This window comes from Nitrosospira multiformis, assembly GCF_900110185.1.
Classification (GTDB): domain Bacteria; phylum Pseudomonadota; class Gammaproteobacteria; order Burkholderiales; family Nitrosomonadaceae; genus Nitrosospira; species Nitrosospira multiformis_A.
Map to the genome: position 1 here is coordinate 62,905 of NZ_FOCT01000012.1, position 22,465 is coordinate 85,369.

At 50.5% G+C, this 22,465-nt stretch carries 17 protein-coding genes and 3 tRNA genes; 19 read left to right on the plus strand and 1 reads right to left on the minus strand.

The genetic code is table 11. The features are described 5' to 3' along the window. The first annotated feature begins 33 nt into the window (after positions 1–33). The 12 genes from dxs to epsG all read left to right on the plus strand — a co-directional run bounded on the left by dxs (position 34) and on the right by epsG (position 12,322). On the plus strand, positions 34–1,878 hold the full coding sequence (gene dxs, locus BMY01_RS13115; RefSeq protein WP_074748168.1) for a 1-deoxy-D-xylulose-5-phosphate synthase: 1,845 nt from the start codon (positions 34–36) through the stop codon (positions 1,876–1,878). Between the two features lie 61 nt (positions 1,879–1,939). Beyond that, complete coding sequence (gene folE2 / locus BMY01_RS13120) at positions 1,940–2,731, plus strand: GTP cyclohydrolase FolE2 (protein WP_074748171.1); 792 nt, start codon at positions 1,940–1,942, stop codon at positions 2,729–2,731. Between the two features lie 164 nt (positions 2,732–2,895). Next, positions 2,896–2,972 (plus strand) — tRNA-Pro (locus tag BMY01_RS13125). 35 nt (positions 2,973–3,007) lie between these two features. Next, a tRNA-Arg gene (locus BMY01_RS13130) sits at positions 3,008–3,084 on the plus strand. Between the two features lie 65 nt (positions 3,085–3,149). Beyond that, a tRNA-His gene (locus tag BMY01_RS13135) sits at positions 3,150–3,224 on the plus strand. A 1,014-nt stretch (positions 3,225–4,238) separates the two neighbouring features. Then, positions 4,239–5,042, plus strand: coding sequence for an XrtB/PEP-CTERM-associated transcriptional regulator EpsA (epsA, locus tag BMY01_RS13140; RefSeq protein WP_074748174.1), 804 nt, complete (start codon positions 4,239–4,241; stop codon positions 5,040–5,042). Next, complete coding sequence (locus BMY01_RS13145) at positions 4,984–6,453, plus strand: undecaprenyl-phosphate glucose phosphotransferase (protein WP_439331406.1); 1,470 nt, start codon at positions 4,984–4,986, stop codon at positions 6,451–6,453. The genes epsA and BMY01_RS13145 overlap by 59 nt, the downstream gene beginning before the upstream one ends. A gap of 233 nt (positions 6,454–6,686) precedes the next feature. Beyond that, entirely contained in the window at positions 6,687–7,904 is a 1,218-nt protein-coding gene (gene epsL / locus BMY01_RS13150) for an XrtB/PEP-CTERM-associated polysaccharide biosynthesis outer membrane protein EpsL (protein WP_254772742.1), read from the plus strand. A 272-nt stretch (positions 7,905–8,176) separates the two neighbouring features. After that, positions 8,177–9,142 carry an EpsD family peptidyl-prolyl cis-trans isomerase gene (locus BMY01_RS13155; protein WP_074748334.1) on the plus strand — a complete coding sequence of 322 codons (966 nt, stop codon included), beginning with the start codon at positions 8,177–8,179 and terminating at the stop codon, positions 9,140–9,142. Between the two features lie 28 nt (positions 9,143–9,170). Then, a complete protein-coding gene (gene epsE / locus BMY01_RS13160; protein WP_074748180.1) occupies positions 9,171–9,965 on the plus strand; it encodes a polysaccharide export protein EpsE in 795 nt (264 codons plus the stop codon). A gap of 15 nt (positions 9,966–9,980) precedes the next feature. After that, positions 9,981–11,372 carry a chain length determinant protein EpsF gene (gene epsF / locus BMY01_RS13165; RefSeq protein WP_074748230.1) on the plus strand — a complete coding sequence of 464 codons (1,392 nt, stop codon included), beginning with the start codon at positions 9,981–9,983 and terminating at the stop codon, positions 11,370–11,372. 20 nt (positions 11,373–11,392) lie between these two features. Beyond that, positions 11,393–12,322 carry a chain length determinant protein tyrosine kinase EpsG gene (gene epsG, locus BMY01_RS13170; protein WP_175463265.1) on the plus strand — a complete coding sequence of 310 codons (930 nt, stop codon included), beginning with the start codon at positions 11,393–11,395 and terminating at the stop codon, positions 12,320–12,322. 177 nt (positions 12,323–12,499) lie between these two features. On the opposite strand, the gene BMY01_RS13175 is transcribed toward epsG, so the two are convergent. Next, entirely contained in the window at positions 12,500–12,829 is a 330-nt protein-coding gene (locus BMY01_RS13175; protein WP_074748340.1) for a VanZ family protein, read from the minus strand. A 46-nt stretch (positions 12,830–12,875) separates the two neighbouring features. On the opposite strand from BMY01_RS13175, the gene xrtB reads away from it, so the two are divergent. The 7 genes from xrtB to BMY01_RS13210 all read left to right on the plus strand — a co-directional run bounded on the left by xrtB (position 12,876) and on the right by BMY01_RS13210 (position 22,450). After that, on the plus strand, positions 12,876–13,790 hold the full coding sequence (xrtB, locus tag BMY01_RS13180) for an exosortase B (RefSeq protein WP_074748232.1): 915 nt from the start codon (positions 12,876–12,878) through the stop codon (positions 13,788–13,790). A gap of 2 nt (positions 13,791–13,792) precedes the next feature. Further along, a complete protein-coding gene (gene epsI, locus BMY01_RS13185; protein WP_074748234.1) occupies positions 13,793–14,470 on the plus strand; it encodes an exosortase-associated protein EpsI, B-type in 678 nt (225 codons plus the stop codon). A gap of 59 nt (positions 14,471–14,529) precedes the next feature. Next, positions 14,530–15,996, plus strand: a complete 1,467-nt coding sequence (locus tag BMY01_RS13190; RefSeq protein ID WP_074748236.1) for an oligosaccharide flippase family protein — start codon at positions 14,530–14,532, stop codon at positions 15,994–15,996. Between the two features lie 50 nt (positions 15,997–16,046). Beyond that, on the plus strand, positions 16,047–17,528 hold the full coding sequence (locus BMY01_RS13195) for an O-antigen ligase family protein (protein ID WP_074748238.1): 1,482 nt from the start codon (positions 16,047–16,049) through the stop codon (positions 17,526–17,528). A 116-nt stretch (positions 17,529–17,644) separates the two neighbouring features. Further along, on the plus strand, positions 17,645–18,715 hold the full coding sequence (locus tag BMY01_RS13200) for a glycosyltransferase family 2 protein (protein ID WP_074748240.1): 1,071 nt from the start codon (positions 17,645–17,647) through the stop codon (positions 18,713–18,715). Positions 18,716–18,865: 150 nt separating this feature from the next. After that, complete coding sequence (locus tag BMY01_RS13205) at positions 18,866–21,007, plus strand: heparinase II/III domain-containing protein (RefSeq protein WP_175463266.1); 2,142 nt, start codon at positions 18,866–18,868, stop codon at positions 21,005–21,007. Between the two features lie 354 nt (positions 21,008–21,361). Beyond that, positions 21,362–22,450 carry a glycosyltransferase family 4 protein gene (locus tag BMY01_RS13210; protein WP_074748242.1) on the plus strand — a complete coding sequence of 363 codons (1,089 nt, stop codon included), beginning with the start codon at positions 21,362–21,364 and terminating at the stop codon, positions 22,448–22,450. The last annotated feature ends 15 nt before the right edge of the window (positions 22,451–22,465 follow it).

A 22,465-nucleotide genomic window follows, 5' to 3' on the forward strand; every position in this document is an offset into this window, starting at 1 on the left:
CGGAAAAAGGATTTTGTAATTTTCAAGGTTTAAATGCACCCATTGCTCAATACTATTACCGATCCTGTCAAGCTGCGGGCACTGGAACGCAAGTTGTTGCCGCAGCTTGCGGACGAGTTACGCCAATTCCTGGTTGAATCGGTAGCCAAAACCGGCGGTCATCTGTCCTCCAATCTTGGCACGGTCGAACTGACCATCGCACTGCACTACGTTTTCAATACACCCTACGACCGCCTGGTATGGGATGTGGGCCACCAGACCTATGTCCATAAAATTCTGACCGGACGGCGCGAAGGCATGAGCAAATTGCGCATGCGCGGCGGTATCGCCGGCTTTCCGCGCCGGGATGAAAGTGAGTATGACGCTTTCGGCACCGCTCACTCCAGCACCTCCATCAGCGCTGCGCTTGGGATGGCAGTAGCATCGCAGCGGGAAGGCAAGAAGCGGTCCGTGGTCGCGGTGATCGGTGATGGCGCGATGAGTGCCGGCATGGCGTTCGAGGCTTTGAATAATGCCGGCGCCATGGATACCGACCTGCTGGTCATTCTGAACGACAACGATATGTCGATTTCCCGGCCAGTGGGAGCGCTCAACAATTATCTGGCGCGGCTCATGTCCGGTCAGTTTTATGCAACCGCGCGGCGCGCCGGCGAGAAAATGCTGGGGGTGGTTCCACACGTGCTGGAACTTGCCAAGCGTGCCGAGGAGCATGTAAAAGGCATGGTGACGCCAAGCACGTTGTTTGAAGAATTCGGTTTCAATTATATCGGGCCTATTGATGGCCATGATCTTGACGTGCTTGTCAGCACGCTCAACAACATCAGGCATCTTCGCGGTCCCCAGTTTCTGCACGTGGTAACCCGTAAGGGAGCGGGGTACAAGGCAGCGGAAGACGATCCGATTCTTTATCACGGCGTAACAAGGTTCAATCCCGATGCGGGCATCATTCCCAAGGCTTCAGCCAAGCCGTCCTATACCCAGATTTTCGGGGATTGGCTGTGTGACATGGCGGCATTGGACCAGCGTCTGGTAGGGATCACTCCGGCCATGCGGGAGGGATCGGGTATGGTGAGGTTTTCCCACGAGTATCCCGATCGTTATTTTGACGTGGGCATCGCCGAGCAGCATGCCGTCACTTTCGCAGCCGGTCTCGCATGCGATGGGTTGAAGCCGGTGGTGGCGATCTATTCGACATTTCTCCAGCGCGCATATGACCAGCTGATTCATGACGTTGCCATTCAGAATCTTCCTGTCGTGTTTGCCATAGACCGTGCCGGACTGGTGGGAGCAGACGGACCTACTCATGCGGGGAGTTTCGATCTGACTTACCTGCGCTGTATCCCGAACATTACCGTAATGGCCCCTTCGGATGAGAACGAATGCCGCCAGATGCTGTATACCGCTTTTCAGATGAATACGCCTGCCGCTGTGCGCTACCCCCGAGGTTCAGGTAGCGGTGTGGTCCCGCAGAAAGAGATGCAGATGCTGCCGATCGGACGCGGTGAAATACGGCGGGAGGGAGCGGAAATTGCATTGCTCGCGTTCGGCAGCATGCTCCAGCCTTGTCTTGAGGCGGCGGAAGAATTGAATGCGACAGTCGCCAATATGCGTTTTGTCAAACCCCTGGACGATGATCTCGTTGCATCGCTGGCAGCCAATCACGAATTGCTTGTTACTGTGGAGGAAAACACTGTCATGGGCGGCGCAGGCAGCGCGGTTCTGGAATCACTATCTGCCCGAGGTCGTACAGTTCCGGTATTGCAGCTGGGTCTGCCGGACACTTTCCTCGACCAGGGCGACCCTTCTCAGATGTTGAGCGAGTGCGGACTGGATAGGGAAGGTATCGTACGCGCCATAAGAGCGAGATTCCCGAAGTAAACCGCTCACTTTTGCATCGCATGCCTTTGATGTGCGATGTTCTTCCTTGCAACGGTACACGATGAACAAAACGCTCATTGCAGATGTGCAAAGTGTGGCCGATACGAGACGCATTGCGATCGACAAAGCGGGGATCAGGGCAATCCGCCATCCGGTAAGGGTAATGGATAAGGCTCGCGTTCAGCATACAGTGGCCGTATTCAACATGTATGTAAACCTGCCGCATCACCTCAAAGGCGTGCACATGTCTCGTTTTGTCGAGATGCTGAATAAGCATGATTCGGTGATCTCGGTGGAAACGTTTGAAAAGCTACTGGTTTCCATGGTGAAGAAGCTCGAGGCGGAATCCGGCGATATCGAAATGCGTTTCCCGTATTTCATCGCCAAAACCGCACCGGTTTCCGGCATAAAGAGTCTGATGGACTATGACGTTACGTTCGTCGGGCAAATCAGAAACGGAGAATACCGCTTCACTTTGAAAGTGGTCGTGCCCGTAACGAGCCTTTGCCCATGCTCCAAAGAAGTATCGGACTATGGAGCGCACAACCAGCGATCCCATATGTCCATATCAATCCGGACAAATCATTTTGTATGGATAGAAGATCTGATCCGCATGGTGGAAGACCAGGCATCCTGTGAGCTCTATGGATTGCTTAAACGCTCGGACGAAAAGTATGTCACCGAGAAGGCCTACGGTAATCCCAAGTTCGTCGAGGATGCAGTGCGGGATATCGCATCAGTGCTCAATCGGGACGAGCGGATAGATGCTTACACAGTGGAAGCGGAAAATTTCGAATCCATTCATAATCATTCCGCATATGCGCTGATCGAGTGCGACAAATTGAAGAGTTGAGCTCTCTCCCGTCTCGATCTGCTTCCTGCGCCCGGCTCCTTGATCCAGTGCCCCCGCTTCGGGGATAAGGTACAGTAATAAGCGCGATCCTACGCTCAATCTGATTTTCCCCAAGGAACCAAAATTGACCTTTTAGCGGCGGAAAGGTATATTATCGCCCTTTCCGGGGTGTAGCGTAGCCTGGTAGCGCGCCTGGTTTGGGACCAGGATGTCGGGAGTTCAAATCTCTCCACCCCGACCATTCATGCTAATTCGAGGCGAAATCCGATTTGAGTGGTGCCCGTAGCTCAACCGGATAGAGCACCAGCCTTCTAAGCTGGGGGTTACAGGTTCGATTCCTGTCGGGCACGCCACAAGCTATCTCTCGTCGTAGCCCTGCGGCGGGTATCGGAATTGTGTATTGCGATTTTCTCGGATGGTGGCTGTAGCTCAGCGGTAGAGTCCCGGATTGTGATTCCGGTTGTCGTGGGTTCGATCCCCATCAGCCACCCCAAAATATCTACCCATCCATTTCATTCAATGCGAGACTTTGCGCACCGCAGATCCTCGCTATTTGAACTTGCCCTGCGTAGCGTGAAGTAAACGGCATAACCATGGCTAATCAGTTGTGCACAGCATGACGTACACAACCTTTCAGTTTGAAATCTTTTGTAGTAGAGTCTTAAAAACGGGTGGGCTATGGGTAAAGTGCGACGAAACAAGGAACTTTATCAGAGTCAGGATTTCACCCTTTTCCTGCTTGGGAGCCGAAAGCAATCAACTCCCATACTTAACTCTCCATAAATTCAGATCATGATTCCTTCACAACTGACCGGGACTGCTTCTATTGTCAGCAATTTTGCATAACTCGTTTACGTACGCCGGCAACGCAAGAGGGTCCTCTCCAACCGGGTACCCCTGGTTTTATCCAGTTTCAGCCTTCACACTTGCGAAGCACGTGGATCTGCCGGTAGCAGCCCCTAAACACCCCCTTGTTCGGGCACCCAATATGCCCTTCGTAATACCTGCTTCGGATCTTGATTCCGATCATCAAACTTCCTCCCAAGCAGCAAATTTATATTTATTGAGGTTATGTGAATTAGCGAACAGACAGTCTTTTTATTACCGGTAATATTTGATCCTTGCCCTATTGCTGTTCTCACTCTTGCTCTTTTGCAGATAGTTTTTGCAGGTAGTAGTCGTTAGCAGGGAAGACTTTTCACCTGTTATCCTTGATATCGATGTAGCGGTATATGGAAATACTTTGGTAACAGTAGTGAGTCATTATTTCGAATACTCCCGATAAGGCGGAAGCCCAAAATGAAGCACGGTGTCGAGCAGAACTCACAGCATCCAACATTGGAAAGACTGACGGGGAAACCAGGGGCGTTTGTGCTGTATCAGAGAAAGAACAACCAACTACGGAATGTAACGGCAGCGTCCGCCCAAAATTTACATTCGTTTTATCGCCAGTATTAAAGCCTGAGTTATTTAACCCATTCAATAAACCAATTACTCACAAAATAAAATGGGTTTCTTCCCTCCGTTCACTGATGATCATCTTCAGCGTTACTTTCGCATCATTCAGGAAGGAACAGCAGTTCGCCGCCATTTTGACCTGTTAAAATGGCTGCAAGGGGAAGTGCAGCATTATTTGCCCCACGAGATCCTGCTTGCGGCTTGGGGCGATTTCGGTTCGAATAATGTCCGATACGATATCATTTCTCCGCTGCCCGGTCTCAGAACGGCGCAATTGCAGTTGGACCGGCTTTCTCCATTGTTGCGCGTATCCTACAACCGTTGGATTGAGATGGGACGCATTCCTTGTGCATCCAGGGTTTGCGAGGCGCAGTTGGGGATGTCGGAGATTCTTCAGGGGGATGGGGCAGCGCACTGTTCTTTCGGAAGAGCGTTACGCAACATGCGTTCGTCACTGTTCCATGGTATCAGTGATGAGCGCGGACACCATGATTGCCTTTATGTCGTCTTCAGTTCGAAGGATAAGCTTGACGATTCAACATTGATCGCAATGGAAATTCTGCTGCCTTACCTTGATACGGCTTTGCGCCGCGTAACACCCTTGCCGCAGCACTCCTGCGGCCCCTCCCTCCTTGCAGATGCGCCGGGGTTCGATCTCCATGGACTGAGCGAGCGAGAAGTCGAAATAATGACTTGGGTAAGAAAGGGCAAAACAAATGCCGAAATCGGCAGTATCCTGCGCATCAGTTCTTACACTGTCAAAAACCACCTGCACCAGATATTCCGGAAACTCGATGTCTACAACCGGGTACAAGCAATTTCTAAAATTGAGCAACGCGTTGGTCATGGCTGAGGCAAATCCCACATTTTCCGCTTCAACTGTTACCGCTCGCCAGGTGAAAGGCCCGCTGGCTAACAATATGTTGAGCGCGGTCGAGTCGGTGCTTGATCCGGCAGTACTGACACTTTCGTTATGGCTGATAAGCACCAGTTTCGAAGGCGAATTACTCCCGCCTTATTTGATCCTGTCGGTGATCGTGTTCTCTATCTCCTTTCCGGGTGCGTCACATCTCCGATCATCCGTCAAAGTCCTTATCTTCGACGTGTTCTATACCTGGTTCTGGATGGCTTTGCTACTTTTTTTTCTCGGTTTTGCAACTGGCTATATCGCGCAGTTCTCAAGGCAGGTGCTCATCACATGGCTATGGGCTGCCCCCTTAAGTCAAATCGGCGTCCATCTGCTGTTTCGTATCGCCGCACCCTATCTTCTCATGCTCCAGGGTCCACCGCAGCGCGCCATCATAGTCGGCATGAACGAGCAGGGAGTGGCACTCGCCCGTCGTATCCATGAGACGCGTTATTCGAATATGGAACTGTCCGGTTTTTTTGATGATCGGAATGAGAGCCGACTTTCGCACGCGCGGCATAATCCCTTGCTCGGAAGGCTTCGAGAACTTCCCGAATTTGTCAAGGAGCATCGCATTCAGTTCATTTATCTGTCGTTGCCGATGGCTTCCCAGCCACGCATTCTGCATGTTCTCGAAGAACTGAAAGATACGACGGCCTCCATCTATTTTGTACCCGACATGTTTATTACGGATCTTATTCAGGCGCGCAGTGGCACAGTGTGTGGTACACCGGTTATCGCTGTCTGCGAATCGCCTTTTACGGGCTCCAATGGGATGGTCAAGCGCGCAAGCGACATTATCCTCTCCCTACTTATACTACTACTCATATCACCACTTCTGCTGCTCATCGCGACTGCCATCCGGCTGGATTCGCCAGGCCCCATTATTTTCAAGCAGCGACGCTATGGACTGGACGGAGAGGAAATCCTTGTTTACAAGTTTCGATCGATGAGTGTCTGCGAAGATGGGAATACCATTCGGCAAGCACAAAGGAATGATAACCGCATAACCCGCGTTGGGGCTTTCCTGCGGAAGAATTCCCTGGATGAATTGCCGCAGTTCATCAATGTATTGCAGGGGCGCATGAGCATTGTCGGTCCCCGGCCTCATGCAGTAGCGCACAACGAGATATATCGCAATCTTATAAAAGGCTACATGATCCGGCACAAGGTAAAGCCGGGAATTACGGGTTGGGCGCAGGTCAACGGCTACCGTGGGGAGACGCGAACCCTGGACAAGATGCAGGCACGCATCGATCATGATCTCGATTATTTGCGCAACTGGTCGTTGCGGCTCGATTTGCACATCATCTGCAAGACTATTCTGGTAGTACTGAAAGATCGAGCTGCATATTAAGTGTAAGTGCTTCTCTCATGCGCCGCAAAGCCTCTCAGTAATCATTAACACGAATAACACTTCCGCTATCTTCCCGTTAGTCAAGGTGATACTCTTGCAGCCTCCTTTGTATCGGAAAGATAGAGATATCTAAAATGAAAAAAAGATTGCCGTTAAATCTTTCCCTTGGTCGCTGTCGTTGGATCGCAGTAATTGCTTCTTCAGGTTTTTTTTTGTTGGATGCGCAACAGGTAATGGCTCAACAGATGCCACATCCCCCCAGGATGATTCCCGACAAGACTTTCAGCGTGACCGCGGGCACCACATTTACGTACGACAGCAATGTCTTTCGTTTGTCTCCCCTCGTTAATCCGGTTGCATTAACCGGTCAACCGCGGAGAGCCGATCAGATCATTATCACGTCTGCAACTCTTGGGTTTAATAAAACATATTCCCTGCAACGCTTCGAGGTAACCGGTACCCTGGTTGATAACCGTTACATGAATTTTGATTTTCTTGATTTTCTCGGGAAAAATTACAATGCGGCCTGGCACTGGTATGCAACCCCTTACCTTCATGGCAGATTGACTAGCCGCCACAGTGAAGCGCTTAACAATTTTGCAAACCTCTCCGGTTTTGTGAATGGTACGAACCGCAATCTGCGCACCATTGACAACTATCATTTCGATGGGGTTCTTGAGCTTAACAGGGCTTGGCATCTCATTGGCGGTCTTGACCATAGCGTCATGAAGAACAGCCGGATAACCATTCAGGATTTCAACAACAAGATTTCCTCGGTGGAGGGGGGAATACGCTATGTCTCAAGTTCCGGTGGTTCGCTCACTTACAAAGTGAGAAGCGGGCGCGGGGAGTTCATCAATCGACCGGAGCCTCTTGCCGACGTTCTCTTTGACACCCGTTTCGATGAAATGGAGCACGAGCTCCGCATGCGTTGGCCCATCACGGTCAAGACCTCCATAGAAGGACGAATCGGCTACCTCGATCGTAAGCATGCTCATTTTTCCCAGCGAAACTTCGCCGGCTTCGTGGGCGATCTCAATATAAGTTGGATGCCGACCAGCAAACTGCAGTTGACGGGGGGATGGTCCAGGCAATTGTCCAATTTCCAGACTGCACCATTTGCCTTTCAGAATTCTATCTTTGAGCGTTTCTCGAGTAGTTACATTGCCACCAATCGCTTCTCGATTGCCCCGACTTGGCAAATCACGGAAAAGACTGCATTGAGGGTGCGCTATGATTATGTTCTCAGTGATTTTCATGGCGCTGTTGTTCCTCTTCCTACAGAGAACCGGAGCGATCAAATGCATTCCGGTTTGGTTGCTCTTGATTGGCGGCCACTTAACACACTCTATTTAAGCGCCGCTTTTCATCGGGATCATCGCAGTTCCAATCATCGTGGCTTTGATTTTGACAGCACTGCAGGAAGTGTTTCGGCCACGCTTAATTTTTGATGATCAAGCAACCCATGTTTCGCTATTATTACTATTGAGAGGAGTTGGGAAAAGGTGATTTACAATGGGAGTCTGATAGTACGAACGGACTATTGCGGCCAAATACTACCTCGGCTACCGTGGTTGTCAGGTACCTGAATTACACGCCTGTATTGACGAGAGTCTGTACTGGCAGGAAGTGTAAAATACTTGAAAACACAGAATTGTTTTAAATTATTTGTCCTATTCTTTAACCGAAAAGCCAATGGCTCAACAAATTTGATCATATGAAAATGAATCGTCAGAAATTCATAACGGCACTATTATTCCCGTTGCTTGCTTTAGGACTCGTGGCCTGCGACAAAAAAGAATCACAACAACCAGTCAGTCAGGTAGCGGCCAAAGTAAATTCCGGCGAAATCTCCGTGCATCAACTTAATTATGTTCTGGCCAGAGCCACGCGCAATAGCGCAAGTTCTCCGGAAAACGCCTCCAAGATTCGGCGGGAAGTTCTTGATCGCCTCGTCGATCAGGAGCTTGCGGTAGAGCAGGCTATCAATAAAAAACTTGACCGTTCACCGGAAGTTCTCATGGCGTTGGATAACGCCCGTAGAGAGATTCTTGCACGCGCCTATCTCGAGCAGATCACTGCGGCTACTCCAAAGCCAACCGTCGAAGAAGCAAAAAACTACTATTCGGAACATCCGCAGCTTTTCGCGGAACGCCGCATTTATAACATACAGGAAATTGTGCTTCCTTCATCAGCCGGTGTCGCGGACGAGTTGCGGCAAATGCTCGACTCAGGCAAGCCCATGGAAGACATTGCAAAGTGGCTGAAAGGCAAGGAGATAAAATTTGCCGCTGGCAGCGCAACACGTTCTGCCGAGCAGATTCCTCTTGAGCTCCTGCCCCAGATACATCCGCTGAAACCCGGCCAGGGCCTGCTCATCCAGGGTCCGCAATCGATTACCCTCATGCGGATTGCCGCCGCACAAACAGCGCCGATTACCGAAGCAGCAGCGTTGCCGCGTATCCAGCAGTTTCTTGGAAATCAGCGCGCGGCGGAAGCCGCGAGGGGGGAAATAAAGGCTCTCAAGGCAAAAGCCAATATCACCTACATGGGCGAATTCGCTACTTCGGATAAAAATGCATCCGGCGGAGAACATTCCGTTTCGTCAGTCGCCAGTGCTACGGATACGAGTTCGTCGCAAGTCGATAATACCGGCCTTGAAAAGGGTGCGGCTGGTTTGTTGAGATAACGCAATTATCAAGAGGAAGTTCGACAATATGTTCCAAATTTTGGTTCGTACCTTGATCCTTTTATCAATGTTGTCTTCGGCTCAGGTTTTTGCCGAGAGTCCTGACTACCCGCTGGGTCCGGGTGATATCCTGCGCATTCAGGTTTTTCAGAACCCTGACCTTACTACTGAAACCCGGGTTTCCGAAAGTGGTTCCATCACGTTTCCGCTGGTGGGCGCTGTCGAGGTCGGAGGGCTTTCTGTTGCTTCCGCCGAAAATAAACTTGCAGCCGCCCTTAAAAAGGGTGGTTTCATAAAGCAACCCCAGGTGACCATTGTCCTCCTGCAGATGCGAGGCAATCAGGTGAGTGTGCTGGGTCAGGTCAATCGACCGGGACGCTTTCCACTGGAAACCCTGAGTAGAGTGAGTGACATGCTGGCTGCCGCGGGAGGTACCACCCCGCTCGGCGATGATTTCGCAATCGTTACCGGTACACGCAACGGACAGGCCTTCCGAAAGGTGATTGATATTCCCGCACTCTATCTGGAAGAGAGATCCGATGAAGATATCATCCTTGCTGGAGGAGACACGATTTATGTTCACCGGGCTCCCGTTTTCTATATTTACGGCGAGGCACAGCGACCCGGCGCTTATCGTATTGAGCGAGGCATGACGGTAATGCAGGCTTTGGCTCAGGGCGGTGGGCCCACTCCGCGAGGGAGCGAATGGTGGTTGCGTCTTGATCGCAGAAACGCGGATGGAGTCGTGGAGAGGCTTTCACCCAAGATGACCGACGCTGTCCAGCCCAACGACATAATCTATGTGCGAGAAAGCATTTTTTAAGCGTCTTCCGTACCTATGACACTTCAACAATTTTTACTCATCCTTCGTGCCCGGTATAAGGTAGTCCTCTCTATTTTATTGTTTACGGTAATCGCTACCCTTATAGTCAGTTTGTTATTGCCTAAACAATATACCGCCGGTACAGCTGTAGTGGTTGACATTAAATCGCCCGACCCGGTAGCGGGGATGGTATTGCCCGGCCTGACGTCCCCGACTTACATGGCTACCCAGGTAGACGTGATCAATAGCGACCGTGTAGCAGAGCGTGTCGTAAAAATGCTGCGGTTGGATGAAAGCCCCGTGGTAAAGGAGCAGTGGGAGGAGGACGGAAGCAAGGGTGAGCTTACCACCTGGCTGGCCAACTTGCTGAAAAGAAAGCTTGATGTCAAACCTTCCCGGGAAAGCAACGTAATCTACATTGAGTATACGGGGAGTGATCCCAATTTTGCCGCGGCTGTTGCAAACGCCTTCGCTCAAGCCTATATCGACGTGAATCTGGATTTGAAGGTCGCCCCTGCCCGCCAGTATGCGCACTGGTTCAAAGGACAAACTGCCGCGGCCAGGGATGAGCTCGAGCGAGCCAAAGCCGCGCTTTCCGCGTATCAACAGGAAACCGGGCTCGTCGCCACTGAGGAACGTCTGGATTATGAAGTAGCCAAGCTCAATGAACTTTCAAGTCAACTCACTCTTATTCAAGCCCAGACATCGGACAGTAGCAGTAAACGGAAAGCCGCTGAAGATCCGGATACTTTGGCTGAGGTCATACAGAGCCCGTTGATAAATAGCCTCAAATCGGACATTGCGCGCCTCGACGCGAAGCTTCAGGAAAGCAGCGCCTATCTGGGGCCAAATCATCCACAAACCAAACGCACGCAATCTGAACTCGCATCTCTCAGAAGCAAGCTATCTGCTGAAACGCGCAAGATACATAGCAGTATCGGCACTTCATATGAAGTGGGGAAGCGAAAGGAGCAAGAGTTGCTCGAAGCGATGGAAAAGCAGAAGGGGCGCGTGCTGGAGCTTAACAGGCAGCGTGATCAGATGAGTGTCCTTCAAGGGGACGTGGAAGCTGCGCAACGCAATTTCGAAGGCATAAGCCAGCGTAGTGCTCTCACCCGTCTGGAAAGTCTTTCCGTTCAGACTAACATAACCCCGCTGAACCCTGCTTCAATCCCGAGTGAGCCGTCAAAACCCAAGTTATTGCTCAATATGCTGATTTCCATTTTTCTTGGGACGCTGCTAGGTGTGGGCGTCGCCCTGGTAATGGAATTAATGAATCGACGTGTGCGTTCTGTAGAGGACATCGTGGAAGCCATAGAGATTCCGGTGCTGGCGGTAATGTCCGGCCCGTCTCGCAACAAGTTTTCGAGTCGTCTTCCCAAATTACCTAACCCGGAAACCAGTTAATACTCAAACGGAGCTACATCATGAATCCCGTAAGCGCCAGTTTGCCCGCCATCAAGCGGAGTCAGAATTCCAATTCCCGCGAATCGTTCTTTGCGGGCCGAACTCAAATCATTGGAAATAGCAGTTCGATCGGTGCCATTCTCGTCAATGCGGGAAGGCTGTCCGAGGAGAATGTGACTCGCATACTGGAGGCGCAAGTACAGCAGCAAAACCCCTTTGGTGAAGCGGCTATATGCCTCGGTTTGCTCACGGAAGACGACGTGCGCTTTGCTCTTTCGCGCCAGTTTAACAATCTCTATCTGCCAGCAGGCGACAACAGTCTCAGTCATCATTTAATCGCGGCTTACAAACCGTTCAGTCCTGTCGTCGAACACCTGCGAAGTCTGCGCAGCCAGCTCATGCTACGCTGGTTCGAGCCGGATACGGACCGGAACGTGCTTGCCATTGTCAGTCCAGGACTGGGAGAAGGTCGAAGCTTCATAGCTGCCAATCTTGCCATCGTTTTTTCACAACTTGGCAAAAGTACATTGCTCATCGATGCAAATCTTCGGGCGCCCCGGCAGCAGGAATTCTTTAAAGTGAATACAGGTGGAGGCTTATCCAGCTACCTTGCAGGTCGTGCTGGTTTGGAGAGCATTGTCAGAATTCCTTCATTGCTTGGTCTTTCCGTACTGCCCGCGGGCGCAGTACCGCCAAATCCACAAGAACTCATCGGTCGACCCGTTTTCGCGGATTTGCTGCAAGCGGTTGGCTGCGAGTTTGATGTCGTTATCGTGGATACACCTTCAGCAAGTGAATACGGGGAAGCACAAATCATCGCGACGGAGGCATCTGCTGCCTTGATTGTCCTTCGAAAGAACCATACCTCTCTATCACGCACCGTGGAGCTGGCGCGACGTTTCCAGCAGACGGGTGCTGCGGTGGTAGGTTCTGTGCTGAATGATTTTTGAATAATAAAAGCGGCATGGATTTAGGGTCATACCATCATATATGATTAGCATGATCGAAATTCCGCGAACATCAGGCGCTAAACGAAAGGGATGATATATATCTTATATTTTCTTCATTTTCTTGATTCGCTTGTAAAAATAGAGAGGAGGGCTATTGGCGCAGTTGGGAAAGCCGTATTAATTCCGACGTCGCCACCCTGCCTCGAGCAAGGCAATACCGATAAGACTACCTGTCACATCAGCGGCAAGATCATCCCACCCTGCCTTGCGGCCGGGCAGATACATCTGATGCCATTCATCAAGCAAGCCGATCAGTACTGCTCCGAGAAATGCGAGCCCCAGCCGTCGCCAGCCAGTGATGCCACTCGCTGCACCTATAGCCCAAGTGAGCAGGGCGAAAATAACAGCGTGGACAAGCTTATCCCAAGGACTGGGTATCAGGTTTACGGCAGCAGGGTGCGCTCCACCGGCAAATAGGCCAGTCAGAATTCCCAGCACGAGCAACATGGAGGCAGTGCGAAGGTAGCGAGATAACAGATGTTGTGAAAACAAAATGATTATAAATTCTTCAATTATCTTCAACAGAAAAAACCTGCCAGTGGAACCCCGCAATCTCTTGCTCATCTGGTTACCTATCATTGCCGGATTAATCGTACTTTATTTACCAAGTCTGGTCGATCTTTTTCGCGGTGTCTGGTCCACCGATCAGCAAGCCCATGGTCCGATTGTGCTGGGTATCGCTTGTTGGCTTATCTACCGGAAGTGGCCGGAAATGTGGCATCAGAGCGAGTCGGAGCCTTCAGCTCCGACTGCAGGCTGGCCGATCTTTATTTTTGGCCTGATGCTCTATGTGATCGGGCGCTCTCAGGAAATCCTGCTGTTCGAAATCGGCTCGGTAATCTGGCTGCTTGCCGCCATTGTTTTGCTTATGCGTGGCTCCCGCGCGCTCAAGGTGCAATGGTTTCCGCTCTTTTTCATGTTGTTCATGATTCCTCTCCCCTCCGCGTTCGTGGATGCTCTGACAATGCCGATGAAAATGGCAGTTTCATATGTGGCGGAAACGATTCTTTTCTGGTTCAACTACCCCATCGCCCGTACCGGAGTGATCCTGCAAATCGCGCAATACAAGCTGCTGGTAGCAGATGCGTGTGCAGGTCTTCATACTCTCTTTACGCTCGAGGCGCTCGGCCTGCTCTATCTTAATCTGATTCGTCACGACTCGTTATTCAGAAACGTCGCATTGGCTATCCTTATTGTCCCGATATCCTTCACCGCCAACGTTATCCGGGTAATGGTACTGACGTTGATTACCTATCATTTCGGCGATGAGGCAGGGCAAGGCTTCCTGCACGGCTTTGCCGGCATGGTGCTGTTCCTCAGTGCTTTGCTGCTGATCATTGGAGTCGATTCGCTATTACAAATGACAGTCAGGTTGCGTGTTAGAAGCAACGCGCTCGGCGAAGCATGACGATGAATCCCTGGCTAAGAAATTGCTTACTTCTAGTACTCATGCTCGCTGCCTCAGGCCTCGCGCTCGCGCTGAAGCCTACACAAAAAATCGCCGACCAGGGTCCGGCAGTCGACCTCGAAAAAATAATACCGAAGGAATTCGGAGACTGGAGGGAAGAGCAGCACAACTTTATACAAATGGTCGATCCCCAGCAAAAGGAGCTGATCGAACGTATCTACACCCAGACACTGAGCCGTACGTATGCGAATTCCAACGGCTATCGCATCATGCTGGCAATAGCCTATGGCGATGATCAGCGAGATTCCATGCAAACGCACTATCCGGAGGTTTGTTATCCCGCACAGGGTTTTGAACTGATATCGAGAGAGAAAGGAAGCATTGTCTCACCAACGGGTTCGATTCCCGTTGTGCAGCTCGTAACCTCGCTGGAAAAACACAGGATTGAACCTGTCACGTATTGGGTAATGATAGGCGACAGGCCAATAGTCCAGGGCTGGAAAAAGAAGCTGGCGGAGATGCAATATGGTCTGAGGGGGCTGATTCCTGATGGACTGCTTTTTCGGGTCTCATCCATTGATGAGGATAACCGGCACGCATTTGAAATGCACCAGGCATTCATAAACGATATCCTGGCCGCAATGCCGGTAATGCAACGAAAGCGATTTTCAGGAACGTGATGATGCGGATCCCACCCGTCTCTTTGCATCCTTTTCCGGGAACGTTTGAATAGGCGGATATGAGTCTTGCAGTCAAGAGCTTAAGCGCCGTCAAGAGCAACTATACCGGAACGATCATTCGAATTGCCGCGCAGTTGATTGCGCAGATCTTGATCATGCGGCAACTCGGTCCCGAACTGGTAGGCACGTTCGGCTATGCAGTGCTACTTCACGCAGTACTGGCTTTGATCATTGATCAAGGCTTTGGATGGTCTTTGATACAAGGGCATTTCAATGATAAACGGGAAATCGCTACAGCCTTTTCCAGAATCATGCTTTTATCGTTTATTTCCATGCTTGTTGTTATCGCCATTTCATATCCTATTGCAGATTATCTCGGAAATGAACTTGTCGGAGTTGTATTCAGATACTCCGCTCCTTCGTATCTGTTCATCGGATTCTTCGCAATATCTCAATCGAAATTGAGGGCTGAACTTCGATTTAGAGAGATTCAAATATCAACCACTGGAGCCTATCTTGTAGCCTATCCTATTGTGGGGGTAGCTATGGCTTTAGCTGGCTTCGGCGTCTGGGCGCTGGTTGCGGCTTGGTATGTGCAAAGCATTCTTCAAGTTGTTATCGGGCATTACTATAGTCCACACTCATTAAGACTAACGAATCCCTTGCAGCCTACCAAGAGTGGTCCAATTGGACGTCAAGTGGCCGGAATCAACGTCTTGAACTGGGCTGTAGATAACAGTGGTGGCGTATTCGTTGGTAGCCTCGGTGCATCATCATTAGGCAATTTCAACGCCGCTTCCATGTTGGCACGCACCCCTGCGCTGCACGTGGTACAAACGCTTCAGACTATCCTTTTTTCCACGGCTTCCGCAATTGGTGATGACCAACGGCGAATAAAGCGTCTTTACTTAAGCGCTCTCGCTGGGGTCAGTTTTATCGTCTTCCCGGCATATGGATATACTCTCACTCATGCAGAACTGATCATTAAATTAGTGTTCGGTAACAAATGGGTTGATTCCGCTGGAATTTTTTCCGCTATGTCGATAGGGATGATTGCACTCGCGATGAGTTCGCTTTCCGGTGCGATCCTTACCGCAACCGGTGATCAAAAAACAGTACTTTACTCCCAGACAGCTTGCTTGATGATCCTGATCCTTGGCTTGTATCTCACTATAAACATTAGCCTCGTCTATGTGGGAGTCGCCATCACTGCTGCCTACATTGCCCGCTTCTTGTTACAGCTAAAAGCAATAGCAGTAAGGGGCGGGATTAAGTCAGCCGAGTTCATTTCGGTAATAAGAGGTCCTTTTTTTATGGGGATCTTTATGGCCATGCCTGTTACCCAGCTCGGCGACTTCTTGCCTCCAGCAGTGATTCCCATCGAGCTGCTGGCACTTGTTCTCAAGTGCCTCGTGCTGCTGGCGCTGTTCAAAGTATTTCCCCATTTTTTCTTTAGCCTCAATCTTACAAATCTGCTGGAGAGATTTTCGGTGGGCCGCAGGGCGGTCACCTTGCTGGGCCTTTAATTTAATAAGGTCACATATCGCCGACGTTCTATCATTCACGAGGATTTAAGGTGTTTACAATCATTGTTCTCTTAATTGCGGCATTCGTTTTCGCGCTTTGCTGCGTGGGTGCCATGATTGTCACTGTAAGCGCGGCGTCGAATTGGCCCGGTCGACTGTTCAGCTACCTGATGTGGATGATAGTTGTAGCGAGCGTGGGCACTATCGTCCTCTCAGGGCGTGTTATAAAAATGGAGCAACAAGGTTTGGTTGTCGGGTTAGAGAGTGAGGTTGGAGGAACAATACTTGCCAAGCTGCTTCTCGCGGCGATAATCGGAATCTCTGTCGCTTTGTGCGCTGCCTGGATGCTGATTCCAAGGAAAAGTAAGGCAAGGAATAATAGCTTTGATCGAAGAGGATTGCATTCACCTAACGATATTGTGATTGCGTTCATGATATTTTATGTGGCGTTCAGCATCTTGCCGTTTGTTTTTGGTGATAGTCATTATTTCCATGTATCACTGGTCTATCCATTTTTCGTATTTCTCGCCCTGTTCCTTTGGGTACGGATGTCGAGCGGCGATCCAGTAGATGTTGTCAAGCAGTGCCTCACAGTAGTGGTGCTCGTCAGTTTAGTCGCTGCGGTGGTTGTGCCAAGTCTTGTGGTACAGCCTGGCTATATAGGTCTTATTCCCGGATTCACAACACGCCTTTGGGGTGTAACCGGTCATGCCAACGCTATGGGAGCAATAGCATGTGCCCTTCTAACCCTTGAGGCAGCGGAACCTTCAGCAAAAGTGTGGATTAAAAGATGCATTCTCGCGGCAGCATCACTGGCACTGATTTTGGCGCAATCAAAGACATCGATTGTGGCAGCTTCTTTCGGGCTCCTCATTATTCTTAGCTGGCGGTTGCTATCTAATGTTAGCGCAAAGGCAAGAGTCAACAGAACAAACCAGGCTTATGCACTTTCTATCTTGATTGTTGCTTTTAGCGCATTTCTGACAATAGGTGGTGCCTGGTTGATGTTCTCCGACACCTCCCTGCTGGCATCGCTCGAACGCCAATTGGAGGCCCGAGCCGTGGATGACCTGGCAACTGGAACTGGTCGCACGTTCATCTGGGAGAGGGCTATTCAGGGCGGCATGGCGAGTCCTTTGTTCGGGCAGGGGCCGGAGTTTTGGCATTTGGAAAACAGACTCCGGTGGGGTCTCAGCGCTGCGGCTCACGCTCATAACCTGTTTCTACAAGTATTTTCCGTTTCTGGATTTATCGGCTTGACAGCCTTATTGGTGTTTCTCTATTTCTTTTCGCGCTACTCCATACGCGCAGCAAAAGTCACGCGCGGCGGCAGCCTCGCCATGCTTGCTGTTTTTTTCATTCGGTCGATGACAGAGGTGCCGATTGCGCCAAATTCCATCCTCGGAGGCGAGAGCCTGGCGATAATGGCTTATTTTATCTATGCTATCGATAGAGGCGCTAAAGGTTTTCACGAAACTCGCGCAGAACCTACCTGGCGGAATGGTTTTGTCAAGACTGCAGGAATTAGATAAGTAAATCTGTCCAAATTTTGTTCCTTTTATCGGAAATCCTTCTTGATACTCATGAGGTGAGGGGCAAGAAATAATGATGAGCGATAAAGTGAGTTTCAATCTTCATGAGGTGCAGTATGAGATTATCAGTCCTTATAAAGACCTATAACGAAGGGGGTAAGATCGCCAAGTGCATTAAATCGGTTCTTGATTCCGTTCGGGGAATAGAGGGAGGAGTCGAGATCATCGTCGCGGATTCGCTATCCACTGATGATACGGTTGAAATAGCAAAGAATTATGACGTGAAAGTAGTACAGTTGCGTGCTATCGAAGATCGTGGTTGCGGCAGTGGCGTTCAGCTTGGGTTTCAGCATTCGAGCGGGCGTTATGTGTATCTCCTGGACGGAGACATGGAGCTGCAGCCAGGTTTTCTCTCGCAGGCTCTCGAATTGCTGGAGAGCGATGTCCACCTTGCGGGAGTATCTGGATTATTGCGGGATAGGACGACAAGAAACTGGTTTGAGCGCCAGCGCAATAACTACAAACCCACGACTCCAGGGGAGGTGGCATGCTTGCACGGCGGTGGATTATATCGTCGTAACGCTATCGAAAACTCAGGGGGATATGCCGGAAACCGCAATCTCCAAGCCTTTGAAGAAGCCGAACTGGGCTTTCGGTTGCGCAGCCAGGGCTGGCGATTGGTACGTCTACCTGTTGTGGCGATTCTTCATACCGGTCATACTGGTACGACCCGTTCCTTGATTGGACGGCTATGGCGAAACGGTCGTGTAGCCTCCGGCGGTGTGTTCCTTAAGCTTGCACTTGCCCAGCCTTACAGGTTTGATGCAATCAGAATGTTCATCCATCCATTGGCTACGCTTGCCTATTGGCTCATCTGGCTGGTCAGTCTGATCCTCGTGGAAGATTGGCGGATTTTGGCCGGATTGGCGGGATTTGGTCTTCTGGTGTACGCATGCCTGGTTTTCAAGAAACGGAGTTTCAGGGATGCGGCAATATCTATGCTGCTGTGGCATTTGGCAGCACTTGGGATCATTAGGGGATTTACGCTGCGTAACCTTCATTCGCCCAATGCAGAAATCCCTAGCGTCGTTTTAAAGGAGAGTGAACCAGAGGTGGCAGCTGTTCGTGAGAAGCTTCCGTCAACACTTGCCATCGAACCCAAAAGAATCAGTACCGCGAACTATTAACTTCGATTGCTAACGACTGTGTTTACAAAACATACACTTCAAGCATTTGCTGTCGTAAGTCTGCTCGTTTATGCTCAGCTAGGATGGAGTGACTGGGCAGAGCCGATATCGCCTGAGTATATTCCCGTCGCGCCTGTGAATGGAGCCATAGTGAAACAGAATCCGCCGGATTTCGACTGGCGGCGAATCAATCTTTCTGCAGAGTACCAGCTGGTAGTACGGCAGGAAGGGGGAAAACGGTATGAGTGGCGAACCTCGCGGAACTGGTATTCCCCCTCCATCAGCTTGCCGCCAGGTAAGTATTCCTGGCAGGTTCGTCCGATCGGAGCCGGCAATGAGGTTGGCGGAAGCGACTGGCGTCAATTCACAGTTCCTGAGGATGCGATACCCTTCGTCGTACCGGGTAATGAGGATTTGCTGCGGGAACTGCGGGATAAACCCAGGCCTCGCAGCCTCCTGGGAGGTAGGGATGAAAGCAAGTTGCGTTCGCTCGTCCTGAGCGAGCGAAAGAATGTCGTGGAAGTCTTAAAGAACCAGATACAAAAGAAAATGGCTCGCCCCGCACTTGGTGCGCCACCGAAGAAAGTTGAGCGCAAAGTCGGCAAGGAGGCGGATTGGGCGAACTCTTTGTTCGCCATCCGAAATTATGTAACAGGAGAAGCATGGCAACTCAGGGCCGCAGCTCTTCTCTGGCAGCTTACCCGCGATCCGATCCTACTGGCAGAGGCACTGAGAACCGGCGACGCGCTCGCTGCACTGGATCCAAACGGTCCTACAGGATATAAATCCCAGGATCAGGCATCTCGCGATATCGCAATTGCGCTTGCCTCAGCCTACGACTGGCTAGGAGATGCAGTGCCTGTTGAATCCCAAAAGCTATGGCTAAAATCGATCGCGGTACGGGGTCAGGCAATCTACGATGACCTTCTGGGCGGGCAAAGGCGCTTCGATGTATCACACTACGACTCGCATGGATGGACAAATCTGGCGTATCTCGCAGATCTTTCGGCACTAATGGTTGGAAGTCTGCCAGAGTCTGAGAGTTGGTTCAATGATTCTTTCCGTTTTTATATTCACACCGTAAGCCCTTGGGGAGGTGAGGAGGGAGGATGGGCAAACAGTTCGGCTTACGCCATATGGTCGCTCGACCTTGGTATCATTCCGCGCTGGGACTCGATTCGGGCCGCGACAGGGGTCAATATTTACAACAAACCGTGGTCGCAAGGATTTCTCAAATACTTTGTGTATTTCGAGCCACCATCCTCGCCCATTCAGCTTTTTGGGGATGGCGCAGAGATACCTCCCGACTTCAGTCTGATTAAAGGTTTCGCTTCGCGCCAGGACAACCCGTTGGCGGCTTGGTATGTTCTCAATATTGACAAAAACGAAGACCTTATACGGCATTTGGCGGCTCCAATTCCCTTGCCGGTGGAAGGAGTGAGCCCCGAGCCACCTGAAACAAACGCGATCGCTTTTCGTGATATAGGATGGGTGGCGATGCATAGTGCAATAGTCGATCCATTAAGAACGTCAATCTATTTCAGGTCAAGCCCCTACGCGGCGTTTAACCACAGCCACGCCGATAACAATTCTTTTGTTCTCGTATCCAGGGGAGAGTCTTTGCTGATCGATAGTGGATATTACGACTGGTATGGATCTCCTCACGACAAGCAGTGGTATTGGCGAACCAAGGCTCACAACGCCATAACCTTTGATGGAGGAAAAGGCCAGGCAGAGAAAACAGGTCCGGAGAAAATGACCGCGAAAGGGCGATTGACGGAGTTTCATACCAATGGGAAAGTAGATTTCACGGAAGGAGATGCAACACCGGCCTATGAGGGTGCCTTGCAACAGGCCAGAAGGCGTCTGTGGTACTTGCGGGATGAAAATGTGCTCATCATCCATGATTCCCTGCGATCTACCACTCCACGTCAGTTCGAGTGGAATATACACGCTCTCAACCCATTCGAGATCAAGGAAGCGGGATCGATCGGGGTCAAGCAGAAGGCTGCGCGTGCCTGTATCAATATGTTGCAGCCGCGCGCCATTGAATTCACGCAGAACAACAAGTTTGACGCTCCCCCTAAAAAACCTCCCTCACGGAATGATCAAGGCGGGAACGCAACCCCTGATCAGTGGCATGGACGTTTCCAGACGAAAGAGCGAAAGGCTGCCGTGGAGTTTCTGGTCGTGGTGGATATAGACTGCAAGAATACTCCGATAAAGATGGAAAATTTTGAAAGTAATCGGCAGATCAAGGTGGGTAACGAGAGCATTCATGTTGCCAAATAAAGCAAGTAGTGGGGCTACTGTTTTATCCTCGGGATAAACGGGGAGATCATGTGGTTTTTTAGCCATGACCGCTCCTCTTTTCGGGGGGGTTCATAATCTCGCGAACGGTCGGTTTGGTATTCTCCCAGGCGTTATCATCTTAAGATCATAGTTTCTTCCCTACTAGGATGGACTGAAACGATTTTCGCCAGATTTGTGGGCGTAGGGGAAAATTGAAGTATCTGATACCGGCCATTCGCAATATTGGTGGATTTCCGGGAGTATTGCACACAGGCTGTTCCAAAGGTGAATTGGAAGAGTCCGGTCCTTGGCGAATCATATCTTAAGCTCAAATAAATGAAGAAAACCTCCTAAATGAATAAAGAAAAGGTATCCCTTATGCTCGGAACCGACTCGACTAGTAGAGGAGGCATAGCGTCCGTTGTGACCTTACTGGAGGAGGAGGGTTTTCTCGAACAACAAAATGTGAGATATATTACTTCACACACGGAGGGATCACTTTTCAAAAAGTTAACAACAGGGCTTTTCGCTACCCTGCAGGTGTTCTGGTATTGCAGCTTTGCCAAACCAGCTGTCGTTTATGTCCATTCCGCTTCCGGTATAAGTTTTATTAGGAAATCGATTTTTCTTGCTATCGCCAGGGTGTTCCGTTGCAAGACAGTTTTTCATTTGCATGGAGCCACATTTCATCATTTTGCAGAAACTGAATCTGGACCTCTGCTGAGGTGGTGGATTCGCCGAACACTCGAGAGGAGTTCGACAGTGATCGCATTATCGGAAAGCTGGGCAACTTTTCTCTCAACCTATGCCCCTGCGGCTACTATCCAAGTTATCCCCAATTCCGTCAGGTTCGGAATGCAGTCACCCGAACGAGAAGAGGCCGGACGAATACTTTTTCTAGGGCATGTAGGAAAACGGAAGGGAATATTCGAATTGTTGAAAGCTTTATCTCTACTCAAGGATTCGCTGCCGGATATCAGATTAGTTATTTGCGGAGATGGGGAGCTCGATCTGGCGCGAAAGACGGCAGATGAACTGGGGATTGGCTCTAATGTAGAGTTTCTTGGTTGGATAGACGCGGATCAGAGAGCGGAAGAACTTGCTCGCGCGTCGATTTTCACACTTCCCTCCCATGATGAAGGTTTACCAATGGCTATGTTGGAAGCGATGGCAGCCGGAAAGGCGATCATTATAACTCCCGTCGGAGGTATACCGGAAGTGATCAAGGATCGAGAAAACGGCTTACTTGTTCCACCCGGAGATGCTCACGCTCTAGCGCAAGCTTTAAGGGAGATACTGGAAGATTCCAGTCTTCGTAAAATATTGGCGGAAAATGCGCTGAGGACAGTAGAAACGCGATTTAGCGCCCCTGCGATGATGGAGCAGCTTTCTCTGGTCTATGAAAGACTCAGGGAAGGCACAAATGGTAAATCAGGATTCTAGCGATGACCAGTAAGG

What these genes read in the sequence shown, in the direction of transcription:
- xrtB (WP_074748232.1), top strand. Translation starts at nt 12,876, where the DNA reads ATGATTATAAATTCTTCAATTATCTTCAACAGAAAAAACCTGCCAGTG.
- epsA (WP_074748174.1), top strand. Translation starts at nt 4,239, where the DNA reads ATGGGTTTCTTCCCTCCGTTCACTGATGATCATCTTCAGCGTTACTTT.
- dxs (WP_074748168.1), top strand. Translation starts at nt 34, where the DNA reads ATGCACCCATTGCTCAATACTATTACCGATCCTGTCAAGCTGCGGGCA.
- BMY01_RS13145 (WP_439331406.1), top strand. Translation starts at nt 4,984, where the DNA reads ATGTCTACAACCGGGTACAAGCAATTTCTAAAATTGAGCAACGCGTTG.
- epsF (WP_074748230.1), top strand. Translation starts at nt 9,981, where the DNA reads ATGACACTTCAACAATTTTTACTCATCCTTCGTGCCCGGTATAAGGTA.
- BMY01_RS13210 (WP_074748242.1), top strand. Translation starts at nt 21,362, where the DNA reads ATGAATAAAGAAAAGGTATCCCTTATGCTCGGAACCGACTCGACTAGT.
- epsG (WP_175463265.1), top strand. Translation starts at nt 11,393, where the DNA reads ATGAATCCCGTAAGCGCCAGTTTGCCCGCCATCAAGCGGAGTCAGAAT.
- epsE (WP_074748180.1), top strand. Translation starts at nt 9,171, where the DNA reads ATGTTCCAAATTTTGGTTCGTACCTTGATCCTTTTATCAATGTTGTCT.
- BMY01_RS13190 (WP_074748236.1), top strand. Translation starts at nt 14,530, where the DNA reads ATGAGTCTTGCAGTCAAGAGCTTAAGCGCCGTCAAGAGCAACTATACC.
- BMY01_RS13200 (WP_074748240.1), top strand. Translation starts at nt 17,645, where the DNA reads ATGAGATTATCAGTCCTTATAAAGACCTATAACGAAGGGGGTAAGATC.
- BMY01_RS13175 (WP_074748340.1), bottom strand. Translation starts at nt 12,829, where the DNA reads ATGTTGCTCGTGCTGGGAATTCTGACTGGCCTATTTGCCGGTGGAGCG.
- BMY01_RS13155 (WP_074748334.1), top strand. Translation starts at nt 8,177, where the DNA reads ATGAATCGTCAGAAATTCATAACGGCACTATTATTCCCGTTGCTTGCT.
- folE2 (WP_074748171.1), top strand. Translation starts at nt 1,940, where the DNA reads ATGAACAAAACGCTCATTGCAGATGTGCAAAGTGTGGCCGATACGAGA.
- epsI (WP_074748234.1), top strand. Translation starts at nt 13,793, where the DNA reads ATGAATCCCTGGCTAAGAAATTGCTTACTTCTAGTACTCATGCTCGCT.
- epsL (WP_254772742.1), top strand. Translation starts at nt 6,687, where the DNA reads ATGGCTCAACAGATGCCACATCCCCCCAGGATGATTCCCGACAAGACT.